The sequence below is a fragment of the Photorhabdus stackebrandtii genome, assembly GCF_011189495.1.
Taxonomy (GTDB): Bacteria; Pseudomonadota; Gammaproteobacteria; order Enterobacterales; family Enterobacteriaceae; genus Photorhabdus; species Photorhabdus khanii.
Genome location: NZ_PUJV01000001.1, coordinates 287,565 through 311,422 on the forward strand (window position 1 = coordinate 287,565; position 23,858 = coordinate 311,422).

The following is a 23,858-nucleotide window of genomic DNA, read 5'->3' on the forward strand; positions in this document are numbered from 1 at the left end:
TAGGCGTTATTGTCCAAGTCGTTCTTGTGAATGAATAGTGAACTTGACAGTGCTCAGGTTCACTTTTTACGACAAAAAACGGCAAATAAAATAGGCAAATAAAATAGGTTCTAAGCAATATGTCAAAGCAGGTGCATGCAGATAGTGCGGTTTTACTGCATTTCACATTAAAACTGCAAGATGGTTCTACTGCCGATTCCTCCCACCATCAGGGTAAACCTGCATTATTCCGTTTAGGTGATGGAACCCTTTCTGCTCCTTTGGAACAGCAGCTTACTGGTCTGAAAGAGGGAGATAAACGCACATTTACTCTGGCTGGTGGGGCGGTATTTGGTAAACCGAATCCTGATCTGATTCAATATTTTACTCCGCGTGATTTTGCTGAAACGGGTATTCCTGAAATTGGAACTATAATGTTATTTACGGCAATGAATGGCAGTGAAATGCCAGGCATCGTAAAAGAAGTGGCAGAGGAGTCCGTCACTGTTGATTTTAATCACCCGTTAGCCGATCAGAACATCACATTTGAGATTGAAGTGTTGAAAATTGATCCTCAGTTGGAGAAAAATCATGCAGATATTGCTGGCTAACCCTCGTGGTTTTTGTGCCGGCGTTGACCGGGCCATCAGTATTGTAGAACGTGCTCTGGAATTATATGGTGCACCGATCTATGTTCGCCATGAGGTTGTACATAACCGCTATGTTGTGGATAACCTGCGTAAGCGGGGCGCTATCTTTATTGAAGAAATCGCAGAAGTACCCGATGATGCGATTCTGATTTTTTCTGCTCATGGTGTTTCACAGGCGATCCGTGCAGAAGCACGTTCTCGCAATTTGACGATGCTGTTCGATGCGACTTGTCCTTTGGTAACTAAAGTCCATATGGAAGTAGCCAGAGCCAGTCGCAAAGGCAAAGAAGCTATTCTTATTGGTCACGCTGGGCATCCGGAAGTTGAAGGGACAATGGGTCAGTACAATAATGCTGATGGTGGAATGTATCTGGTTGAATCACCCCAAGATGTATGGAATCTGAAAGTCAAAGATGAAGATAACTTGTGTTTTATGACTCAAACAACGTTATCTGTTGATGATACCTCAGAAGTGATTGATGCGCTTAATGAGCGATTCCCCAACATTGTCGGTCCCCGTAAAGATGATATCTGCTATGCGACGACTAACCGTCAGGAAGCGGTACGGGATCTGGCATCTGATGCTGATGTTGTATTGGTTGTTGGTTCGAAGAATTCATCTAACTCTAACCGCCTTGCAGAGTTAGCCCAACGTGTTGGTAAACCTGCTTATTTGATAGATTCTGCTGATGATATTAAAAAAGAGTGGATAACGGGTGTTTCTCTGGTTGGCGTGACTGCGGGAGCTTCGGCGCCGGATATCTTAGTTCAGCAAGTCATTGAACGCCTGAAAAATCTTGGTGCTGATTCTGTCGAGGAATTACATGGCAGGGAAGAGAATATTGTTTTCGAAGTGCCGAAAGAGTTACGTGTTGAAGTTAAACAGATTAGTTAAGTAATTTAAAGTACTGCGCCAGATTAAGAGTGAGATTGCTCATAATCTATTGATTTAAGATACTTATCTGACTGATCGCTTGTGCTAAATCAGGAAAGGGATTAATTCACAGTGAGGGTTTATGGCTGATACAGAAATTCGTGTTGCGATTGTTGGTGCTGGTGGGCGTATGGGGCGTCAGTTAATACAGGCTATCCATCAATTGAGTGGCGTCGCTCTTGGTGCAGCTTTAGAACGCTCAGGCTCTTCTCTGATTGGCGTGGATGCCGGAGAATTGGCGGGTATCGGTAATACAGGCGTTACTGTTTGTGATGACCTGAAAAATGTTGTTGATAATTTTGATGTCATTATCGATTTTACCCGCCCAGAAGGAACGCTTGCCCATCTTGAAATCTGTCGTCAGAACGGTAAAGCGATGGTTATCGGTACCACAGGCTTTGATGATGAAGGTAAGCAGGCGATTAAAGATGCTTCCGTGGATATCCCGATAGTATTTGCTGCAAATTTCAGTGTTGGTGTGAATCTGGTGCTTAAGTTACTGGAAAAAGCGGCGAAAGTAATGGGTGAGTATACTGATATCGAGATTATCGAAGCACATCACCGCCATAAAGTGGATGCACCATCAGGAACGGCGTTAGCGATGGGAGAATCTATTGCCCATGCTTTAGGACGGAATCTTAAAGAGTGTGCTGTTTATGCCCGTGAAGGCTATACCGGTGAACGTGATCCGAAAAGTATTGGTTTTGCGACTATCCGTGCCGGAGATATCGTGGGTGAACATACCGCTATATTTGCAGATATTGGTGAGAGAGTTGAGATAACTCATAAGGCTTCCAGCCGGATGACATTTGCAAATGGGGCGGTAAGGGCGGCATTGTGGCTAAGTGGTAAAAACAGTGGTCTTTTTGATATGAAAGATGTTTTGAATCTTGATTTTCTTTGATATTCTATTTTTATAACTAACTGATATCGCATAATTAAATTTTATATTATGCGATTTTTGGTTATTTTATGTGATTTAATTAATTTTTCGTTGATTTTGTTTGTTTTTATCTCTTTTTCACCCTTGCTTTTCGGTTTTTTTCTCTTTTTTATGGTTATTTTCAATTCTTCATTTGAAAATTAAATCTTCTATGCTGGTAAACGTTTTCTAAACTAACTTTGTTTCTGTTTTTGGTCTTGTTTTATCAATTTATCCAGTTAAGTACGCAAAAAAATAATAAAAGTAACATTTTTTGTAGACAACTATTCCTCTCATCATTAGAATGCGCGCAATTTGCCAAAATTTTGCCTAAAAAGCAGCTTTGGCATTGATTTTGACGAACAAATCTGAATTAATATGCACTAATTGTGATTTATTATTCTCTGGAGGGTGTTTTGATTAAGTCAGCTATATTGGTTCTGGAAGACGGAACCCAATTCCACGGTCGCGCCATAGGTGCTGAAGGGGCGGCAGTTGGGGAAGTGGTTTTCAATACCTCAATGACCGGATATCAAGAAATTCTCACAGACCCTTCCTATTCCCGCCAAATTGTCACTCTTACTTATCCCCATATTGGTAATGTCGGTGTTAACTCAGCCGATAAAGAATCACTAAAAGTTCAGGCCCAGGGGCTGGTAATTCGTGATCTGCCGTTATTGACCAGTAACTTCCGTAGCGAAGAAACGCTTTCTGATTACCTTAAACGCCATAATATTGTTGCGATAGTGGATATCGATACCCGTAAACTGACCCGCTTGTTAAGGGAAAAAGGTTCACAGAATGGTTGTATTATAGCAGGTAAGCAGATTAACGCTCAGGTTGCACTAGAAAAAGCACAAGCGTTCCCAGGGCTGGAAGGGATGGATTTAGCAAAAGAGGTGACAACGGAGCAGGTTTATCCGTGGTTACAGGGAAGTTGGACTCTGGCAGATGGATTACCGGAAGAGAAGCAAGAGCTGCCTTATCATGTTGTTGCTTACGATTTTGGTGCAAAACGCAATATTTTGCGGATGCTGGTAGATCGTGGCTGTCGCCTGACAGTGGTTCCCGCTCAGACACCGGCTGAGGATGTATTGAAGCTGAATCCAGATGGTATTTTCTTGTCCAATGGCCCGGGCGATCCGGCACCTTGTGGCTATGCGATTGAAACAATTAAAACTCTCCTTGAGACAAATATTCCAATCTTTGGTATTTGCCTTGGGCACCAATTGCTGGCATTGGCGAGTGGTGCCGAAACAATGAAAATGAAATTTGGCCATCACGGAGCTAACCATCCGGTAAAAGATCTTGATCGTAATATTGTGATGATTACCGCACAGAACCACGGTTTTGCTGTAGATGAAAAGTCATTGCCGGCCAATCTGCGTGTGACCCATAAATCCCTGTTTGATGGTACGTTGCAAGGAATTCATCGCACAGATAAACCGGCATTCAGCTTTCAGGGGCATCCGGAAGCTAGCCCTGGCCCACATGAAACGTCGTCATTGTTCGATCACTTTATCGAGCTGATTAAACAGCACTGTCAGCAAAATAATCGTCATAACACCAAGTAATCGGGAGAGAATAAAATGGCAAAACGTACTGATATTAAAAGTATCCTGATCTTGGGTGCTGGTCCAATTGTTATCGGCCAGGCGTGTGAATTCGATTACTCAGGTGCACAGGCTTGCAAAGCGTTACGGGAAGAAGGTTATCGTGTTGTGTTGGTGAACTCAAACCCTGCCACCATCATGACTGATCCAGAAATGGCGGATGCTACTTATATTGAGCCGATCCACTGGGAAGTGGTACGTAAAATTATTGAAAAAGAGCGTCCTGATGCAGTTTTGCCAACCATGGGTGGACAAACTGCGCTGAACTGTGCGTTGGAACTGGAACGCCAGGGGGTTTTGAAAGAATTTGGCGTGACTATGATTGGTGCTACCGCAGATGCGATTGACAAAGCGGAAGATCGTCGTCGTTTCGATATGGCAATGAAAAAGATAGGCTTGGAAACCCCGCGTTCAGGTATCGCCCATTCAATGGAAGAAGCGCTGGCCGTTGCAGATAAAGTTGGTTTTCCTTGTATTATCCGTCCTTCCTTTACTATGGGAGGAAGTGGGGGGGGGATTGCCTATAACCGCGAAGAATTTGAAGAAATTTGTGAGCGTGGTTTGGATCTTTCGCCGACCAATGAGCTATTGATTGATGAATCGCTGATTGGCTGGAAAGAGTATGAAATGGAGGTGGTGCGTGATAAAAATGATAACTGCATCATCGTCTGTTCGATTGAAAACTTCGATGCCATGGGGATTCACACTGGCGATTCCATCACTGTTGCACCGGCCCAAACCCTGACAGATAAAGAATACCAAATCATGCGTAACGCTTCGATGGCGGTACTGCGTGAAATCGGTGTGGAAACCGGCGGCTCTAACGTTCAGTTTGCGGTGAACCCGAAAAATGGCCGTTTAGTTATCATCGAAATGAACCCGCGCGTTTCCCGCTCTTCGGCATTGGCTTCGAAAGCGACAGGTTTCCCGATTGCTAAAATTGCCGCCAAGCTGGCGGTAGGTTATACCCTTGATGAACTGATGAATGATATCACTGGTGGTCGCACGCCAGCTTCCTTTGAACCTTCTATTGATTACGTAGTGACTAAAATTCCTCGTTTCAATTTCGAGAAATTTGCCGGCGCCAATGATCGCCTGACGACTCAGATGAAATCTGTTGGTGAGGTGATGGCGATTGGCCGTACTCAGCAAGAATCCATGCAAAAAGCGTTGCGTGGTTTGGAAGTGGGAGCAACTGGCTTTGATCCGAAAGTTAGTCTGGATGATCCACAAGCATTGACCAAAATACGCCGTGAATTGAAAGATGCTGGTGCGGAGCGTATTTGGTATATCGCCGATGCTTTCCGCGCCGGTATGTCGGTTGACGGTGTTTTCAATCTGACTGATATTGACCGCTGGTTCTTGGTGCAAATTGAAGAATTGGTGCGACTGGAAGAGCAAGTAGCTGAACAGGGAATTAACAGCCTGACTGTCGATTTCCTGCGTCATTTGAAACGCAAAGGTTTTGCTGACGCACGTCTGGCGCAACTGGTCGGTGTGGCGGAAAAAGAGATCCGCAAACTGCGTCACAAATATAATCTGTATCCGGTTTACAAACGGGTTGATACCTGTGCGGCAGAATTTGCGACTGATACCGCGTACATGTATTCCACTTATGAAGATGAGTGTGAAGCCAATCCGAATAGTGACAAGCCGAAAATCATGGTGTTGGGCGGTGGTCCTAATCGTATTGGACAAGGGATCGAGTTTGACTACTGCTGTGTTCATGCATCACTGGCACTGCGTGAAGATGGTTATGAAACCATTATGGTGAACTGTAACCCGGAAACAGTTTCAACAGATTACGATACTTCGGATCGCCTCTATTTCGAACCGGTTACTTTGGAAGATGTGCTTGAAATTGTGCGTGTTGAGCAGCCAAAAGGGGTGATTGTTCAATATGGCGGGCAGACTCCGTTGAAATTGGCCCGTGAGCTGGAAACCGCAGGTGTGCCTATTATTGGTACCAGCCCGGATGCGATTGATCGTGCAGAAGATCGTGAGCGTTTCAAACAGGCGGTCAATCGTCTCGGCCTGAAACAACCAGAAAATGCCACTGTGGCGACGATTGAACGAGCGGTTGAGAAAGGGAATGCGTTGGGTTATCCGCTGGTGGTTCGCCCATCATATGTTCTGGGTGGCCGTGCGATGGAAATTGTATATGACGAAGCTGACTTGCGCCGTTATTTCCAGACGGCGGTCAGTGTATCTAATGATGCCCCGGTACTGCTTGATTGTTTCCTTGATGATGCCATAGAAGTGGATGTTGATGCTATCTGTGACGGTGAACGGGTGCTGATTGGTGGCATTATGGAACATATTGAGCAGGCAGGTGTTCACTCCGGTGATTCAGCCTGTTCACTGCCGGCTTACACATTGAGTCAGGAAATTCAGGATGTCATGCGCCAGCAGGTAGAAAAACTGGCGTTTGAGTTGTGTGTCTGTGGCTTGATGAATGTCCAGTTTGCTGTCAAGAATGACGAGGTTTACCTGATTGAAGTCAACCCTCGTGCGGCCCGTACTGTGCCATTTGTTTCTAAAGCTACAGGTTTGCCACTGGCGAAAGTTGCAGCTCGTGTGATGGTGGGTCAGTCTCTGGCTGAACAGGGCACAACTCAGGAGATCATCCCGCCATACTACTCGGTGAAAGAGGTTGTACTGCCTTTCAACAAATTCCCTGGTGTGGATCCGATTCTTGGGCCTGAAATGCGCTCAACCGGGGAAGTGATGGGTGTTGGCCGTACTTTTGCAGAAGCTTTCTCAAAAGCCCTGTTGGGATGTGACTCCAGAATGCAACAGAGTGGCAGAGCCCTTTTGTCGGTGCGTGATGGTGATAAAGGCCGAGTCGTAGATTTAGCGGCGAAGTTGTTGAAGCAGGGCTTTGAATTGGATGCGACTCACGGTACGGCAGTTGTGCTGGGTGAAGCGGGAATCAATCCTCGCTTGGTGAACAAAGTTCACGAAGGGCGTCCGCATATTCAGGATAGAATCAAAAATGGTGAGTATAGCTATATAGTGAACACCACCGCTGGTCGTCAGGCGATTGAGGATTCCAAGCTTATTCGCCGTAGTGCACTGCAATATAAAGTGCATTATGACACTACATTGAATGGCGGTTTTGCTACAACAATGGCATTGAGCGCAGATCCAACCGAGCAGGTGATTTCTGTACAGGAAATGCATGCGGAGATTAATAGCTAGCCTGTATTCTGATTAATTGAAGTAATAAAAAGGTGCGCTCTAATTAAGCGCACTTTTTTTATATTCATTGAAAACTTAAAGGGAGGGAATGAATTTCTGTTATCCCAGTGCCACCTTGACACCTAAGCCAATCAAAACAACGCCAAGCAGTTTATCAATAATCTTTTGAGTTTTAACTAATCCACGGCGTACTGGCGCACTCTGGATCAATATTACCAGTAATGGCCAATAGATGGTCGCCAGGCTCCAGATAATAAAGGCATACCATAATTTCTCATCAACACCAGAATTGACATTTAGTACCTGGGTAAATATTGCCAGAAAGAATAAGGTTGCTTTTGGATTTAGCAGATTACATAGAAATCCCTGCATAAACGCTTTTTTAAAAGTGACAATTTGTCGTGCCTGGTCATCAAGAGTGACGGTATTTCCTCCGCGGGAAAGCAGGCTATTGATCCCGATCCAAATAAGATAAGCAGCTCCGGCGTATTTCATCAGATTAAACAACCACGGAGTGGTGGTAATAAGAATAGCCAGTCCAGCGACACAATAAGTCATATGACAGGCGATAGCGGCAATTAATCCCATCACCGTCATCATTGCGGCAGGACGTTGATAACGTATGGCATTTTTGACTACCAGAAAGAAATCGGGACCGGGAGAGAGCATGCCCAAAGTTGATATGGTGATGACGAACAGTGATGTTTCCAGCATAATGTACCCTATAGTTAATATTAGATTTGTTATTATTTTGATCAATAAATATCTTAATCGACAAATCAAGTATAAATGAATTTTTTGTACTTAAGAAAGTGTTGATCCTATCGACTGGGTACATCCCTTTCCGTATAGTGTCACCAATTTTTATACTATTTGCCTATAAGGTGACTCAATGAATATCAGCTTGATCGCTGCTTTAGCTATGGATCGGATTATCGGCATGGAGAATACAATGCCGTGGCATCTGCCGGGGGATCTGGCTTGGTTTAAACGTAATACATTGAATAAACCAGTCATTATGGGACGAGTAACTTATGAATCCATAGGTCGCCCATTGCCAGGGCGGCTCAATATTGTATTGAGTAGTCAACCGGGTAACGATGAACGTGTAACCTGGGTAAGTTCAGTTGATGAAGCACTGGCAGTAGCCGGTGATGCAGAAGAGATTATGGTGATGGGGGGCGGTAAAATTTATGACCAGTTCATCTCGCTGGCTAGCCGTATGTATCTGACTCATATTGATGCAGAAGTGATAGGTGATACTCATTTTCCTGATTATGAGCCAGATGAGTGGGATTCTGAATTTACTGAATACCATGATGCAGATGGATTAAATTCTCACAGCTACTGTTTTGAGATTTTACAACGCCGTATCTAATTGATAAAACACGCCGATGAACTTTCTTCACGGCGTGTCTGGTTTTAGTGCTGTTTTACGGCTGACAGCGATGGTTGCGTAAAATATTGTTTATCTTCCCAACGCAGCATGGTTAGCTCGCCTCCCCAGCAGCAACCTGTATCCAATGCATAAAATCTTTCTGGTACTCCCTGACCTTCCAGTGAGGCCCAGTGGCCGAAAACGATGGAATACTCTTCAGGGATTGGCAATGGCAGTTCAAACCAAGGTTTCAGCGGTGCGGGAGCACTTTCGGGTTTATCTTTGCAAAGCATATCTAGCTGACCATTTGGAAAACAGTAACGCATACGTGTCAATGCATTGGTACTGAAACGTAAGCGTGCCAGTCCAGAAAGTTCCGGTGACCAGTTATTCGGCATATCCCCATACATTGAATTGAGAAACAGAGGATAGCTGCTACTATTGAGCATGACTTCAACTTCGCCAGCGCATATTTTAGCTGTTTCCAGATCCCATTGGGGCGTAATACCCGCATGTGTCATGACCAGTTTCAGATCATCGTCGCACTGTAATAGCGGTTGTTTGCGTAGCCAATTAATTAATTCGTCTGCATCTGGAGCGGACAGTAATTCATTAATTTTGTCTTTAGGTTTATTACGGCTGATCCCGGCATAAACGCCTAATAAATGAAGATCATGATTGCCTAATACTATTTTTGCGGCTGAACCTAACTGTTTAACATACCGCAGAACTTCAAGAGAATCTGGGCCACGGGCAACTAAGTCTCCTGTCAGCCATAATGTATCCTTTTTGGGATCAAAATTGGCTTTAGTTAATAAAACTCGTAATTCATGATAGCAGCCATGAATATCACCGATCAGATAGGTAGACATAATTAATTAATCAGAGTTGGGATAGCCAAACGGAAAACCGGAATGGCAACGCGGAATGGATCACCATTGTGATCGACCATTTCATAATGGCCTTGCATCGTGCCTAAAGGCGTTTCTAATATAGCGCCACTGGTGTAACGGTATTCTGTACCAGGCAGGATTATGGGTTGTTCACCAACAACACCTTCCCCCTGAACTTCAGTCTGGTGACCGTCACTATTGGTAATTAGCCAATAACGGTTGATTAACTGAACCGGTTCGCGCCCAAGATTACGGATAGTGATTGTATAGGCAAAAACGAAACGCTGTTGCTCGGGATACGATTGGCTCTCGACATAAACACTTTGTACCTGAATAGAAACTCTGGGCGCATTAATCATGGTTGACTCCTGTTATGACTGTATTTCAGGTTGTTCCGATAACCAGTTTGCCATTTTGCAGTATTGCTCAACAGAAATATTCTCTGCGCGTGTACCTGGATTGATACCCAGTTCTGTGAGCTGTTCTACAGTGAAAAGATCACCGAGGCTGTTACGGATAGTTTTACGCCGTTGGTTGAAAGCCTGAGTAGTGATCCGGCTTAGCATACGAATATTTTTGACCGGGTGAGGTATGCTTTTGTGCGGTATCAGACGTACAACTGCTGAATCGACTTTAGGTGCGGGAGTAAACGCGGTTGGCGGTACTTCCAGCACTGGGATAACCTGACAATAATATTGGGCCATGACACTTAACCGCCCGAAAGCTTTGCTGCCGGGGCCTGCTACCAGTCGGTTTACTACCTCTTTTTGCAACATAAAATGCATATCAGCAATAGCATTAGTATAACTGAAAAGGTGAAACATCAACGGCGTGGAAATATTGTAAGGTAAATTACCAAAGACCCGCAGCGGCAACTCTCTTTGTTGAGACAATTCGCTAAAATTAACGGTCATTGCATCTTGCTGGATAATGGTCAGCTTATCTTTTAATTGCGGATGAACTTGCAGACGTGCAGCTAAATCGCGGTCGAGTTCAACCACGGTCATTTTATCCATGCGCTCCCCAACCGGTTCTGTCAATGCGCCAAGACCGGGGCCAATTTCCAGCACTGCCTGGCCTGGTTGTGGATTGATAGCGGTAACAATACTATCAATGACAAACTGATCGGTTAAAAAGTTTTGCCCGAAGCGTTTACGGGCGAAGTGCCCTTGGTGGACTCTATTATTCATTACTGTTTTGTATCATTTTAATTGCTAAATTCAATGCGGTGATAAAGCTTCCCACATCAGCTTGACCTGTACCAGCCAGTTCCAATGCTGTGCCATGATCGACAGAAGTACGGATAAACGGCAGGCCTAACGTAATATTCACAGCTCTGCCAAAACCCTGGTATTTTAACACGGGTAATCCCTGATCGTGATACATCGAGAGAACGGCGTCTGCATGTTGAAGATATTTTGGCTGGAACAGGGTATCTGCCGGCAAAGGCCCCTCTAATACCAAGCCTTCTGCTCTTAGGCTTTCTAACACGGGAATAATGACATCAATCTCTTCCCGCCCCATATGGCCGCCTTCTCCTGCATGGGGATTCAGGCCACAAACATAAATACAGGGTTTTGCCAGGCCAAACTTTGTTTTTAAGTCATGGTTAAGGATCGTGATAACTTCCCGCAGACTATCGGAAGTGATGGATTTTGGCACATCAACAATGGGCAGATGCGTTGTTGCCAGAGCAACCCGAAGTTCCTCTGTCGCAAGCATCATGACAACCCGCTGACATCCACTGCGATCAGCAAAGAATTCGGTATGGCCGATAAAAGGCACGCCGGCGTCATTGATATTCCCTTTATGAACTGGTCCTGTGACTAACGCCGAAAACTCTCCATTCAGGCAACCGTCGCAGGCTCTTGCCAAGGTTTCAGTCACATATCTGCCGTTTTCCTGCTTCAACTCGCCGGCGATTGCAGGTACATGAAGAGGAACTGGCAGTATAGTCAACGTTCCGGCAGCCTGGGGTTCGGGTATTTTATCAGGCGAATATTCTAATAATTGCAAAGGCAAATTGAGTTGTCTGGCCCTGTCCAGGAGTAAATTGGGGTCTGCACAGGCGACCAGCTGTATTGGCCAGCTTTGTTGAGCAAGAGCGACGGTTAAATCGGGTCCAACCCCGGCTGGTTCGCCGGGGGTAATCACAATAGGTTTATTGTTGTGCATCGCTGCCATCTAAAATTTTCACATAAGCTGAGGCGCGTTGTTCTTGCATCCAGCTTTGTGCTTCTTCGGTAAATTTACGGTTGAATAACATACGGTAAGCACGATCTTTCTGAGCGACGTCTGTTCTATCAACTTTGCGGGTGTCCAGCAATTGAATCAGATGCCAGCCAAAAGAGGAATGAACCGGTTGGCTGATTTCACCTTTATTCAGTCGCATTAACGCGTCACGGAAGGCGGGATCATAGATATCTGGTGTGGTCCAGCCGAGATCGCCACCACGCAGGGCTGAGCCGGGATCATCTGAAAACTCTTTCGCGGCGTCAGCGAAGTCCGTTTTTCCGCTGCGAATATTACCGGCGATTTGCTGCAACTTGGTACGCGCCTGATCATCGGTCATGACGGGTGAAGTTTTCAGTAGAATATGACGGGCATGAACTTCAGTGACTGCGATTGTTGCGTTACCGCCACGGATATCATTGACTTTGAGAATATGGAAACCAACACCAGAACGGATGGGGCCAACGACCGCGCCTTTCGGGGCTGATTGCAGTTGCTCGGCAAACAGGGTTGGCAGTTCCTGAAGCTTACTCCAACCCATATTACCGCCTTTCAGGGCTTGTGGATCAGCGGAATAGGCGATAGCCAGTTTACCAAAGTCAACGCCATGCTTAAGTTCAGACATAATTTTCTGTACTACAGCTGTGGCTTTTTCCATTTGTGCCTGGTCAGGGTTTTCTGGTAGTGGGATCAGAATGTGGCTGATATTCAGTTCAGTATCATAAGCATTCTGGTTGCCAATTTGTTTCGCTAAGGCGTCAATTTCCTGAGGCAGAATGGTGACACGACGGCGAACTTCATTGTTGCGCACTTCTGCAATGATCATCTCTTTACGGATCTGATTACGATAAGTATCGAAATTCATCCCGTCAGCAGCGATACGGAGTTTCATCTGATCCACAGTTATATGGTTCTGGGCTGCAATATTTGCAATGGTGGAATCCAGAGCCTGATCAGGAATGGCGATCCCCATCTGTTTTGCCATTTGTAGCAGGATATTATCCATAATCAGACGCTCAAGGATCTGATTATGTAGCATTTTCTCGTCCGGTATCTGCTGGCCTGCACGTTGCGCATCCAGTTTAACGGACTGTAAGAGGTTGCTGATGTCGCTTTCCAGTACTACCCCGTTATTGACAACCGCAGCGATCTTATCCATTTGCTGAGGTGCAGCGAAGGCGGTACTCACTGAAAACATCAATCCGAGAATGAGCGTTCTCCAGTTCTTCATACTTTTCCCATCATATGTAGGTTCCGCAATAGCGGACTTATATTGTTTAATATCAAAGCGTTATTAACATCAGAATGCACGCTGGTATGGCATGATGCCAGACTCCAACATTTTCTGGCTACCCAGACTATGATTGTTACTTAAGCCTCGGAGTTCAAAGTTAAATGACCATTTATTGTCATATTCACTATTGTTGTCTTTCCAACCAACGATTTTACGCTCATAACCGACGTTAACCGCCCAGCAGCAAGTGTTGTATTGCAAGCCCACTAACTGACTCGCAGGTTGCTTCTCTTTGGTGTCATAGTAGTAAGCGCCAACCAAAGCCCAGCGGTCACTTAACGGCCAGCTTGCAACCAGACCAAGTTGAGAAATCCCTTGCTGGAAAGCTGGGGCATTTTTAGCTGTAGCCTGGATATAATCTCTGTCAACAAAACGATAGTTTAACTGTACAAGCCGGTCTGCATCACGGCGATATTCCAGTACGGTATTCCCCATCGTTACGCTGCCCAAGCGGGTATCGTACTGCATACCGCCTTTCAAACCCCAGGAATCACTAATTTTCCAGTAAGTATCACCAGCCCAGGTCATCATACCTGTTCTGTCTTTACTGTTAATGATATTTTCCTCACCGGTGCGCGGACGTTCAAAGTAATAGATTTGACCTAACGACAGGTTAAAACGCTCAACTAAACTCTCATCATAAATGCGGGTAGTGAGGCCGGTAGTGACTTGATTAGCGGATGAAATGCGGTCCAGGCCACCATAAAAGCGTTCACGGAACAGGCCGGTATAGTCAGTTTGCAGTAAAGATGAATCGAAGTTATTGATATTATCCTGGTTTTTATATGGCACATACAGATACTGAACTTGTGGTTCCAGCGTTTGGGTGTAATTGCTGTTCAAGTACGTTGAACGCTCAAACACCATTTTGGCCTCACTTTTGAACTGCGGCAGAACCCGGTTAACCGATTCTTTATATTCAGTATTTTCAAGAGATTTGGGAATATCCTGCTGATAGTGAGTCGACATCAGCTTAACTTCATTATTCATACTGGCCCAGCCATTGGAAAGTGGCAGGTTAATGGAGGGTTCCAAATGCCAGCGGGTTGCTTCCGGATTATCTTTACCTACACTGGTAAATTTTACCGCCTGACCATAGACCTTAAGATCAAATGGCCCCAGATCGTTTTTGTAATAGTTCAGGTCTAACTGTGGTTCAGCTCTGTAGGCTTTTCTATTGGTATCTTTAGAAAAAATCTGGAATTGCTTAGTGGATAAAGTGGCATTCCAGTTTTGTTGGGCATATCCCAGGCTGAATTTTTGTGTGGCATAGCCGTCAGTGGTAGAACCATATTGAGAACTAAAGTCAGAAAAATATTCAGGATCACTGACTTTGGTATAGTCGATATTAAAGCGCCATACCTGATCCATCACACCACTGTGTCCCCAGTAAAATAACCAGCGATTATCACTCTCTCTGGCGGTACGTGTTCCTGCATTTTTATCTTTAACATACAGATCGTCATTATTCAGCCAGTCGAACGCAAGTGTACCTGCACCTGCTTTAGTTAAATAACGGAATTCATTATCCAGTTTTAAACCACGTCTACTGATATAATGCGGCGTAATCGTGGCATCATAATTTGGTGCGATATTCCAGTAATAGGGCAGAATAAATTCAACGCCGTTATTTTTGGAATAGCTGGCGTTAGGAATAAGGAAACCAGAGCGGCGTTTAGTGCCGATCGGTAATTGAAGATAGGGACTATAAAATACCGGAACATTCGCCACTCTGAAACGGGCATTCCATATTTCAGCGACTTCTTCTTCGCGGTCGAGAATGACTTCGGAGCCAACAACGCTCCAGCTATCATTACCAGGCAGGCAGGAAGTAAAAGAACCATTATCCAGAATGGCATAACGGTTTTCACCACGCAGTTTCATTTTATCTGCGATGCCGCGTCCCTGACGCCCGACCATCTGATAATCGGCTTGATCCATATCTGTGTCTTTATTATTTAAATTAGACCAAGCGCGTGGACCTTTCAGAATAATTTGGGGGTCGTCATAATGAACATTGCCCGTAGCAGTAGCAGTCCTTAATGGAACTTCATCCTCAGTTTGATCAAGTTGTACCTTATCGGCGGTCAGCGTTTTATTACCCTGTGTAATATTGACATTACCGCTGAACTTAGCAGAACGTGGATAATCTGCGTGTGAGTCATCTGCCAGGATATTGATAGGAAGTTGATTTAGATCGCCATTAATTATTGGCTGATCGTAAACAGGTATACCCAGCATACATTGTGCTGCGAGATCAGCATGTGCATGCTGACTATAAAGTGCGGCCCATACCATTGTGACCAGCAAAGTTGGATAACATTTCTTCATAGATATTTATGCGGTTCCGTCATCAGTGGCGTTATGCCGGCAAACCTCAAGAGACTAACGCACTCAATGAATATGCGCCAGTGTAAAGTCATACCTTTACTTATCTTGCCGTTAGGCACGGAGCTGAATGAATAGTATGATAATGCAAAACTACACTCAGAGCATTGATGAATTGAGGAGTATATGCATTATTGGGGAAAATTGCTTGGTCTGATCTTTGGTGTCATGTCTGGAGCAGGCTTCTGGGGTATTGTCATTGGCCTGTTTATTGGTCATCTGTTTGATAGGGCCAGTGTACGGAGAAGCCAGGGTTTTTTTGCAAATAATCAGTCCCGCCAGATGCTGTTTTTCAGTAGTACCTTTCAGGTGATGGGGCATATTACTAAATCAAAAGGACGGGTGACTGAAACAGATATCCAGCTTGCCAGCCAGTTAATGGACCGGATGCAACTTCATGGGCAAGCTAGGACTGCGGCCCAGCACGCTTTTCGTGAGGGTAAAGAGCTGAATTTTCCTTTGCGTGAGACATTGAGACAATTACGTCGTGCCTGTTTCGGTCGGTCTGACTTAATTCGGATGTTTTTGGAGATTCAGTTGCAGGCTGCATTTTCTGATGGTCAGTTGCATCCGAATGAAAGGAAAGTGTTGTTTATCATTGCTGATGAACTTGGGATCTCCCGTAACCAGTTTGAACAATTCCTTGCCATGATGGAAGGTGGCCGTCATTTCAGTGGTGGTGGAGAGTGGCGGCAGCATCAGTATGGTAGCTACCAGAGCACTGTTCAGGGGCCAACCCTGGCGGACGCCTGTAAGGTGCTAGGTGTGCGTGAAAGTGATGACGTGACAACAATTAAACGTGCCTATCGTAAGCTGATGAGTGAGCACCATCCTGATAAGTTAGTGGCAAAAGGTTTACCACCGGAAATGATGGAGATTGCTAAACAAAAAGCTCAGTCAATTCAGGCTGCTTATGATCTGATTAAAAAAGAGAAAAGTTTTAAGTGAGCTATTTTTTCTTTTTAAAAACATTCTATTAACATATAGGGGAATAAAATCCCCTACTATTGTTGAGTTTATCTTTTATTTCTTTAAAATATTAGAGAATTTTATATATTTTTACTTTAAATACATGAGGAATGAAAAAATGGCAAGTATCCGTATTCTTTCGGGTTATTTTGGCTTGGCCTTGTGCCTGATATTGGCTTCATTGGATTCGGTTACCGTATTTGTCTATTAATCAAAAATCGGCTTTACACTGAAAATGCATTGGGGTTCCATAGGCCGGATGAGCGATATGTAGTTCCTGTGCATGTAATTGCAGGCGAGGCGCCATTGCTCTTGCCTGCTGATGAGCGTAAAACCGATCTCCCAGAATAGGGTGCTCAAGTGCCAGCATGTGTACCCTGAGCTGATGTGAACGACCTGTTATTGGTGAGAGTTTTACCCGGGTCGCTTCATCTTCGTAAGCGAGTACTTCGTATTCAGTTTGAGCTGATTTTCCGGTTTCAAAACAAACTTTCTGCTTTGGTCGGTTCGGCCAGTCACAAATCAGCGGTAGATCGACCATGCCGGTTTCTGGTTCCAGACGTCCCCAAATCCGTGCAATATAGGTTTTTTTCGGTTCCCGTTCACGGAACTGGCGTTTCAATTCACGCTCTGCATCTTTAGTCAATGCAACCACCATTACGCCGCTGGTTGCCATATCCAGCCGGTGAACAGATTCTGCTGTCGAAAACTGCTGTTGTATCCGCGTCATAATGCTGTCTTTATGTTCTTCTGCCCGGCCAGGAACAGAGAGTAGCCCACTGGGTTTGTTGACCACAATGATGTGTTGATCCTGATAGAGCACATGTAGCCAGGGATCGGTGGGAGGGTTATAAGCTTCCATTGAGGCTCCGGTAGCAGAATATCATAAGGAGGCGTGGGAATAGGGGTCTTGGTGAGAGACACCCCATCCCGGTCCCGCCTCCGGGTATTTCTAATACTTACTGATGCGTAACAACAACAAGGCGAATAGCATCCAGACGCCAGCTTGCCTGATTCAGGTTAAGCAATAACTGTTGGCGATTGGATTCAATCGCTTCCAACTCATCATCACGAATATTCGGATTGACGGCTTTGAGTGCTTCCAAGCGGCAAAGTTCAGCCGTGAGTTTTTCATCAGCTTCCTGTTTCGCTTGTTCAATCAATGATTGAGCCTGTGTTTCTATCAAACCTTCTGCTTGCTGTAGAATAGCGTGAACTTCTTTTTGTACCGCATTAACCAGCTTACTCGCAGTATGACGATTGACGGCGTTAAGTTGGCGGTTAAAGCTTTCAAATTCCACCTGACCAGCCAGATTGTTGCCTTTCAAGTCCATCAGTATCCGCAATGGTGTTGGTGGCAGGAAACGGGTCAATTGCAGATGTTTTGGCGCTTGTGCTTCAACCACATAAATCAGCTCTACCAGCAGGGTTCCAACGGGTAATGCTTTATTTTTCAAAAGAGAGACAGCACAGCTGCCGGTATCACCGGAAAGGATCAGGTCCAACCCATTACGGATAATCGGGTGTTCCCAACTGATAAACTGGGCATCTTCACGGGACAGCGCTTGTTCACGATCGAATGTGATAGTACAGCCATCTTGTGGCAGCCCTGGGAAATCCGGAACCAGCATATGATCGGATGGTGTCAGCACAATCATGTTGTCGCTGCGATCTTCCTGATTGATACCAACGATATCAAACAAGTTGAGAGAGAAATTCACCAGTTCAGTATCACAATCATACTTTGCAATTTTTTCTGCTAACTGTAAGCCATGTTCTCCGCCATTGGAGTTCATTTCCAGCAGCCGGTCGCGGCCTTGCTCCAGTTGTAATTTGAGCTGCTCATGTTGTTGGCGGCATTGCTCAATAAACTCACCAAATTTTTCCTGTTCATTTGGTTTGGCAAGATAGCTCAGCAGAGTTTCATAATAGTTATCGTAGATAGTACGGCCTGTTGGGCAGGTGTGTTCGAATGCATCCAGACCTTCGTGATACCACCGGATCAGAACGGCCTGTGCGGTATTTTCCAGATAGGGCACACTGATTTGGATATCACGGCTTTGGCCGATACGATCCAGACGTCCGATACGTTGTTCCAGTAAATCCGGGTTGAATGGCAAATCGAACATGACTAACTGGTTGGCGAACTGGAAGTTACGGCCTTCTGAGCCAATTTCAGAGCACAGCAACACCTGTGCCCCCTCTTCTTCAGAAGCAAAGTAGGCTGCGGCGCGGTCACGTTCAACCAGTGATAATCCTTCATGGAAAACAGCACCGCGAATGCCTTCGCGTTCACGCAGTATCTGCTCCAGGTGTAGAGCTGTGGTTGCTTTAGCACAAATGACCAGCACTTTTTCATCGCGGTTTGCGGTCAGGAAACCCAGTAACCATTCTACGCGGGGATCAAAATTCCACCAGGTGGCGTTTTCGCCTTCAAATTCTTGATAAATCTGCTCTGGGTAAAGCATATCCCTTGCGCGTGATTCCAGCGATTTTTTAGCACCCATAATATCGGAGACTTTAATGGCCGTCTGATATTGGGTTGGCAGAGGTAATTTAATCTGGTGCAGTTCCCGATGAGGAAAACCTTTCACACCATTACGGGTATTACGGAACAGAATACGGCTAGTACCATGGCGATCCATCAGCATGGAAATCAGTTCGCGGCGTGCGGTTTCACTTTCATCACTATTACTGTTGGCTGCTTTCAGCAGAGGCTCAATATCCTGCTCACTAATAAGCTCACCCATCAGATTTAATTGATTATTGTTAAGTTGTTCACCAGATAACAGCAGAGTTACGGCATCAGCAACCGGTCGGTAGTTTTGTTGTTCGTCAATAAAAGCCTGATAATCATGAAAACGGCTTGGATCGAGCAGGCGCAGGCGGGCAAAATGGCTTTCCTGTCCTAACTGCTCTGGTGTGGCGGTCAGCAGCAGTACACCGGGGATCTGTTCAGCTAATTCTTCAATAGCCTGATATTCACGACTTGGCGCATCTTCACTCCAGGCCAGGTGGTGAGCTTCATCCACCACCATCAGATCCCAATTGGCTTCAAGCATATGCTCAAAACGTTGTTTATTACGGCGGACAAAATCCAGCGAGCAAAGTATCAGTTGTTCTGTTTCAAATGGATTATCGCTGTCATGTCGGGCTTCGGTATAGCGGCTGTCATCAAACAGGGCAAAACGCAGATTGAAACGGCGCAGCATCTCTACCAGCCATTGGTGCTGAAGACTGTCTGGCACAATAACCAGAACACGTTCAGCGCGACCTGCCAGCAGTTGCTGGTGGATGATCATCCCGGCTTCAATGGTTTTACCCAAGCCGACTTCATCAGCCAACAATACCCTTGGCGCGTGGCGTTTGCCTACTTCATTAGCGATATGAAGCTGATGGGGGATCAAGCTTGCGCGGATACCCCGCAGACCACTTTCAGCCAGTTTAAATTGTTCGCTTTGATATTTACGGGCACGAAAGCGCAAGGCAAAACGATCCATACGGTCAATCTGACCGGCAAACAGGCGATCCTGTGGCTTGTTGAAGGTGAGTTTACTGTCGAGGAATACTTCGCGCAGACTGACATTTTCTTCCAGAGTATCAAGACGTGTGCCTGTATAAATAATCAGGCCATTTTCTTGTTGGATTTCATCCACTTTGAGTTGCCAGCCTTCATGGCTGGTGACAACATCCCCCGAGTTAAACATAACGCGGGTAATAGGAGAATCATTGCGTGCGTAAAGGCGGTTTTCACCGCTGGCAGGAAAAAGCAAAGTGACCATTCGTGCGTCCAATGCAACAACGGTTCCTAATCCAAGTTCGCTTTCTGTATCGCTGATCCAGCGTTGACCGAGGGTAAATGGCATAAATTTTGACTCAGTTTCTGTTAGATAAATGTTATTTATAGGTGAAGGACGACAGCTTTTATTTGATCTAACGAAGATAATGGGCAGATAGCAAGATGCTCCATAAATCCCCTAATCATTCGTTAAAGGGGCGATATGTTAATGGAAGCAAAGCCGATCGTCACCTGCAAAAAATAGTAATTAGCCAAAAGGCATTACTATTTGCCCGGTGAGCAAAGTTATAAAATCATCCTGTAAAAATGGCAGAATAGCATCAGCGATAGGCTGAAGTTGTTTGTTGATATAGTGATCATAGTCCGGTGGTGAATGCAGATTTTCCAGTGGTTCCGGCCCGGATTGTGTCATGACATAGCTTATCCAACCCCCATTTTGGTACTGCAAGGGCCGGTTATGTTGCAGATTGTATTCATCTGCCAGCCTTGCCGCTCTTACATGTGGTGGAACATTGCGCTGATAGTCAGACAACTTACGGCCCAACCTTTTACGGTAGGTTAGTTTATCATCAAATTTTCCTTTTAGGGTACTGGTAACATAACCATGGATAAACTCCTGATAAGGCTGTTCATGAAAAATCAGTGAATACAGTTGCTTCTGAAAATCTTGCGCCAGAGGTGTCCAGTCAGTGCGTACCGTTTCCAGACCTTTATAGACCATGCGGTCACCACTCAGACCGGCATAACGTTTTTTACTGCCTTGTTCAGCCCCACGGATGGTTGGCATCAGGAAGCGGCGATAGTGAGTTTCAAATTCCAACTCAAGGGTGCTTTTAAGCCCAAAATGTTCTTGCAGGTACTTTTGCCACCATTGATTAACGAATCGTGCAAGTTCTTTACCGATGCTGAAAGCCAGTTCTTCTTCATGTGCCTGTTTCAGCCATATAAAGATAGAATCTGTATCACCGTAGATAACTTGATAGCCTTGAGATTCAATCAGCTTTCTGGTCTGGAGCATAATTTCGTGGCCGCGCATAGTAATGGAAGAAGTCAAGCGTGGGTCGAAGAAACGACAGCCTTCCGCCCCAAGAACACCGTAGAAAGCGTTCATAATGATCTTCAATGCTTGTGACAATGGGGCATTATGCTGTTTTTTGGCTGCATCACGTTCATGCCAGATTTGTGCCACGATATCAGGCAGACAGTGTTGAGTACGGGAAAAGAAGGCATTGCGAAAACCGGGAACCGTATGCTTACTGTCCGGCTGTGCCAGACCTTCCACCATACCGACAGGATCGATAAGAAAAGTGCGAATAATAGCGGGGTACAGACTTTTATAATCCAGCACCAACACTGAATCGTACAGACCGGGGCGAGAATCCATCACGAAACCACCAGGGCTGTTATCTTCGGGCTTCTCGCCTGTATTAGGGGCAACATAACCGATGCGATGCATTCTTGGCATGTAAAGATGAGTAAAAGCTGTAACTGAACCGCCACTACGATCTACGGCGAGACCGGTAACTGTTGCCCTTTCCAATAGGAACTTCATTAAGTGGGTTTTATCGAAAATCCGGTTTACCAGAATACAGTCTTGCAGATTATATTGTGCCAGTGCAGGCTTATCTTGCTGGAATCGGCGGTCAATCTCATCCATACGCTGATAGGGTGTATCAATAGCTTTACCTTCACCTAATAGTTCCTGTGCTACATATTCCAGACTAAAAGAAGGAAAATTCCAGGTAGCGGTTTTTAGTGCCTCAATACCATCAATAATCAACCGACCAGCAGTGGAAGCGAAAAAGTGCCCCGATTTAAAGCCGTGCTCCCGCCACTCCAATAATCCTCCGGCCCGTCCAAATTTCAGTGGAACACCGTAACGTTCAGCATGTTTTTGTAAAATCCGTAGATCGAACTGAATCAGGTTCCAGCCAATAATGGCGTCAGGATCATATTTTTCCAGCCACTCGTTGAGTCTTTTCAGCATTTGCGGACGACTTGCTACATATTCCAAATCGAAATTTACAGGTTGCTCATTACCGTTAGTAGGGCCAAGCATAAATACTTTTTGCTGATCACATCCTGCCAATCCAATGGAATAAAGTTCCCCATGCTGGCTGGTTTCAATATCCAGGGATACCCATTTCAATGTTGGGCGATAAGCGGGGTTGGGTTTCATTTGATAGCCGCCATTAGGTGCCTGACTGAACCAGAGGGGAGCAGTGATAAAACGCTCCATCATAAATCTGTCTGGTGGACGGATATCTGCTTCATAAACCTGAATTTCTTGTTGCTGTAGTATTTTCTCAATCCGTTGTAATTGGCGATATTGCTGGCAATAAAGCGCGGCAACAGGCTGGCGATTGAAATCTTTTAATGAAAGTGGGCGGAGATGGTAGTTGCGCTCTTGCGCCAGAATTTTTTCCACCTGCGGCATATTGGCTTGCGGGATAAAAGCAACAGCTTGTTGGTGAAGAATTTTTATATGACGTGGCCCCTGATCTGTCACCAGCCAGTATTCCACCTCAATACCCGAGGGCGTGTCCCGCCAGTGGCGTGTCAGTATAAAACCTTGTTCAGCATGATTCTGTTGCATATAGAGGCTGGCGCTTATATTTGTTGAAAATAACCACAATTATAGCATTGGGTAATGGTTATTTGTACAGTTGTTTGAACTCGCTATATTGTGATGTATACCTTTCATCTTTCCAAGTTGCTGCTTTGTTGGCTGCTTTCACATATCCCAGTCACAGAGTTATTTATGCTCCTGGGGAGGCGTTCATTTGCCGCCGCGCTGCAACTTGAAATCTATTGGGTATAGGCATATTTTAAAATTAGGTTCCTGTTATATTTCACATATGCATCTTTATAACCATCCAGATAATTCACTGAGCCTGGAACAAATCGGTTAAGAAAATAAATTGAAGCATCTATCTTATCCCATCTCCTGAAGGATGGTCTGGAACTTGGGTCATATGTAAGCAGTTATTATTTAATACCCTGTCACGTAATTTATTCATTTTTAATAAACCTCATCATCTCTGGTACTATAAGCAGAAGTACCAGTAATGTGATGATTCCAAGTTATATTTTGATAAATGACAGAGATACTCTCTTCTGGTTGATTCTCTGCATGAGTTAAAGAGTGAGGGTAATTAATATTAAAAGCATTTATTTTTGCTTTTGTTAATTCTATTGAATAAAACTTTTCTTGAGCACCTTCTGATGAAGTTCTTCGTTGTTTGAAATTGCTAGTCCAAGTAAAGGAGAGGATTTATCGATGGGTTTTATGATATTAAAAGGATGATGGCTTACATGTTGTACGCGAGTTAAAGAATGTGTAGCGGAGTAAACTAATATTTGATCCCTGTGGTTCTCTTGATATTTATTACCAATAGAATCAAAAGTAGAACAGCCTGCTGAGATTAACCCTTGGTTCTTTCCTTTTATGGTCGCATAAATCAAATTAGACATTATTAAATCCTTTATGAAAAATTAATACATAAAAAATACTTATAACGAAAAAGATTTACACCATCCAATTTTATTTTTAAAATATAGACCTTAGTCACAGAAGAAAATAATCGAAATACCAAGCCATATCCT

The 23,858-nt window shown here is 44.8% G+C and carries 17 protein-coding genes and 1 pseudogene; 7 read left to right on the plus strand and 11 right to left on the minus strand.

The window, feature by feature from the left end; genetic code table 11:
* Positions 1–119: 119 nt before the first annotated feature.
* The 5 genes from fkpB (at position 120) to carB (ending at position 7,299) form a co-directional block, all read left to right on the plus strand.
* The gene (gene fkpB / locus C5470_RS01345) at positions 120–590 is read left to right on the plus strand and encodes an FKBP-type peptidyl-prolyl cis-trans isomerase (RefSeq protein ID WP_166285310.1); all 471 of its coding nucleotides are present in this window, start codon (positions 120–122) and stop codon (positions 588–590) included.
* A complete protein-coding gene (ispH, locus tag C5470_RS01350; protein ID WP_166285312.1) occupies positions 571–1,524 on the plus strand; it encodes a 4-hydroxy-3-methylbut-2-enyl diphosphate reductase in 954 nt (317 codons plus the stop codon). Before fkpB ends, ispH begins: the two co-directional genes overlap by 20 nt.
* A 121-nt stretch (positions 1,525–1,645) precedes the next feature.
* Positions 1,646–2,467, plus strand: coding sequence for a 4-hydroxy-tetrahydrodipicolinate reductase (gene dapB / locus C5470_RS01355; RefSeq protein WP_166285314.1), 822 nt, complete (start codon positions 1,646–1,648; stop codon positions 2,465–2,467).
* Positions 2,468–2,901: 434 nt separating this feature from the next.
* Positions 2,902–4,059 (plus strand): glutamine-hydrolyzing carbamoyl-phosphate synthase small subunit, encoded by a 1,158-nt coding sequence (gene carA, locus C5470_RS01360; protein WP_166285316.1) that lies wholly within the window; start codon positions 2,902–2,904, stop codon positions 4,057–4,059.
* 15 nt (positions 4,060–4,074) lie between these two features.
* A complete protein-coding gene (carB, locus tag C5470_RS01365; RefSeq protein ID WP_166285318.1) occupies positions 4,075–7,299 on the plus strand; it encodes a carbamoyl-phosphate synthase large subunit in 3,225 nt (1,074 codons plus the stop codon).
* 99 nt (positions 7,300–7,398) lie between these two features.
* Here the strand turns inward: carB and C5470_RS01370 are convergent, their stop codons facing one another.
* Entirely contained in the window at positions 7,399–8,013 is a 615-nt protein-coding gene (locus C5470_RS01370) for a LysE family transporter (RefSeq protein ID WP_166285320.1), read from the minus strand.
* Positions 8,014–8,191: 178 nt separating this feature from the next.
* Here C5470_RS01370 and folA point away from each other — a divergent pair, with 178 nt between their 5' ends.
* Positions 8,192–8,677 carry a type 3 dihydrofolate reductase gene (gene folA, locus C5470_RS01375; protein ID WP_036843837.1) on the plus strand — a complete coding sequence of 162 codons (486 nt, stop codon included), beginning with the start codon at positions 8,192–8,194 and terminating at the stop codon, positions 8,675–8,677.
* Between the two features lie 44 nt (positions 8,678–8,721).
* Here folA and apaH read toward each other — a convergent pair whose 3' ends face one another.
* The 6 genes from apaH to lptD all read right to left on the minus strand — a co-directional run bounded on the left by apaH (position 8,722) and on the right by lptD (position 15,427).
* The gene (gene apaH / locus C5470_RS01380; protein WP_166285322.1) at positions 8,722–9,549 is read right to left on the minus strand and encodes a bis(5'-nucleosyl)-tetraphosphatase (symmetrical) ApaH; all 828 of its coding nucleotides are present in this window, start codon (positions 9,547–9,549) and stop codon (positions 8,722–8,724) included.
* 2 nt (positions 9,550–9,551) lie between these two features.
* Positions 9,552–9,929, minus strand: coding sequence for a Co2+/Mg2+ efflux protein ApaG (gene apaG / locus C5470_RS01385; protein ID WP_036843834.1), 378 nt, complete (start codon positions 9,927–9,929; stop codon positions 9,552–9,554).
* 12 nt (positions 9,930–9,941) lie between these two features.
* Positions 9,942–10,760 carry a 16S rRNA (adenine(1518)-N(6)/adenine(1519)-N(6))-dimethyltransferase RsmA gene (gene rsmA / locus C5470_RS01390; protein ID WP_166285324.1) on the minus strand — a complete coding sequence of 273 codons (819 nt, stop codon included), beginning with the start codon at positions 10,758–10,760 and terminating at the stop codon, positions 9,942–9,944.
* Complete coding sequence (pdxA, locus tag C5470_RS01395; protein ID WP_207626855.1) at positions 10,753–11,745, minus strand: 4-hydroxythreonine-4-phosphate dehydrogenase PdxA; 993 nt, start codon at positions 11,743–11,745, stop codon at positions 10,753–10,755. Before pdxA ends, rsmA begins: the two co-directional genes overlap by 8 nt.
* A complete protein-coding gene (surA, locus tag C5470_RS01400; protein WP_166285328.1) occupies positions 11,732–13,033 on the minus strand; it encodes a peptidylprolyl isomerase SurA in 1,302 nt (433 codons plus the stop codon). Before surA ends, pdxA begins: the two co-directional genes overlap by 14 nt.
* Positions 13,034–13,102: 69 nt before the next feature.
* Positions 13,103–15,427: an LPS assembly protein LptD gene (gene lptD / locus C5470_RS01405; RefSeq protein ID WP_166285330.1), complete on the minus strand. Its 2,325-nt coding sequence runs from the start codon at positions 15,425–15,427 to the stop codon at positions 13,103–13,105.
* Between the two features lie 183 nt (positions 15,428–15,610).
* Here lptD and djlA point away from each other — a divergent pair, with 183 nt between their 5' ends.
* The gene (gene djlA / locus C5470_RS01410; RefSeq protein ID WP_166285332.1) at positions 15,611–16,432 is read left to right on the plus strand and encodes a co-chaperone DjlA; all 822 of its coding nucleotides are present in this window, start codon (positions 15,611–15,613) and stop codon (positions 16,430–16,432) included.
* 232 nt (positions 16,433–16,664) lie between these two features.
* Here djlA and rluA read toward each other — a convergent pair whose 3' ends face one another.
* The 4 genes and pseudogenes from rluA to C5470_RS01430 form a co-directional block, all read right to left on the minus strand.
* The gene (gene rluA / locus C5470_RS01415) at positions 16,665–17,315 is read right to left on the minus strand and encodes a bifunctional tRNA pseudouridine(32) synthase/23S rRNA pseudouridine(746) synthase RluA (RefSeq protein ID WP_036843826.1); all 651 of its coding nucleotides are present in this window, start codon (positions 17,313–17,315) and stop codon (positions 16,665–16,667) included.
* A gap of 97 nt (positions 17,316–17,412) precedes the next feature.
* Complete coding sequence (rapA, locus tag C5470_RS01420) at positions 17,413–20,319, minus strand: RNA polymerase-associated protein RapA (RefSeq protein ID WP_166285334.1); 2,907 nt, start codon at positions 20,317–20,319, stop codon at positions 17,413–17,415.
* 180 nt (positions 20,320–20,499) lie between these two features.
* Positions 20,500–22,848, minus strand: a complete 2,349-nt coding sequence (locus tag C5470_RS01425; protein WP_166285336.1) for a DNA polymerase II — start codon at positions 22,846–22,848, stop codon at positions 20,500–20,502.
* Between the two features lie 426 nt (positions 22,849–23,274).
* Positions 23,275–23,726, minus strand: a pseudogene (locus C5470_RS01430) (Hcp family type VI secretion system effector).
* Between the last annotated feature and the right edge of the window lie 132 nt (positions 23,727–23,858).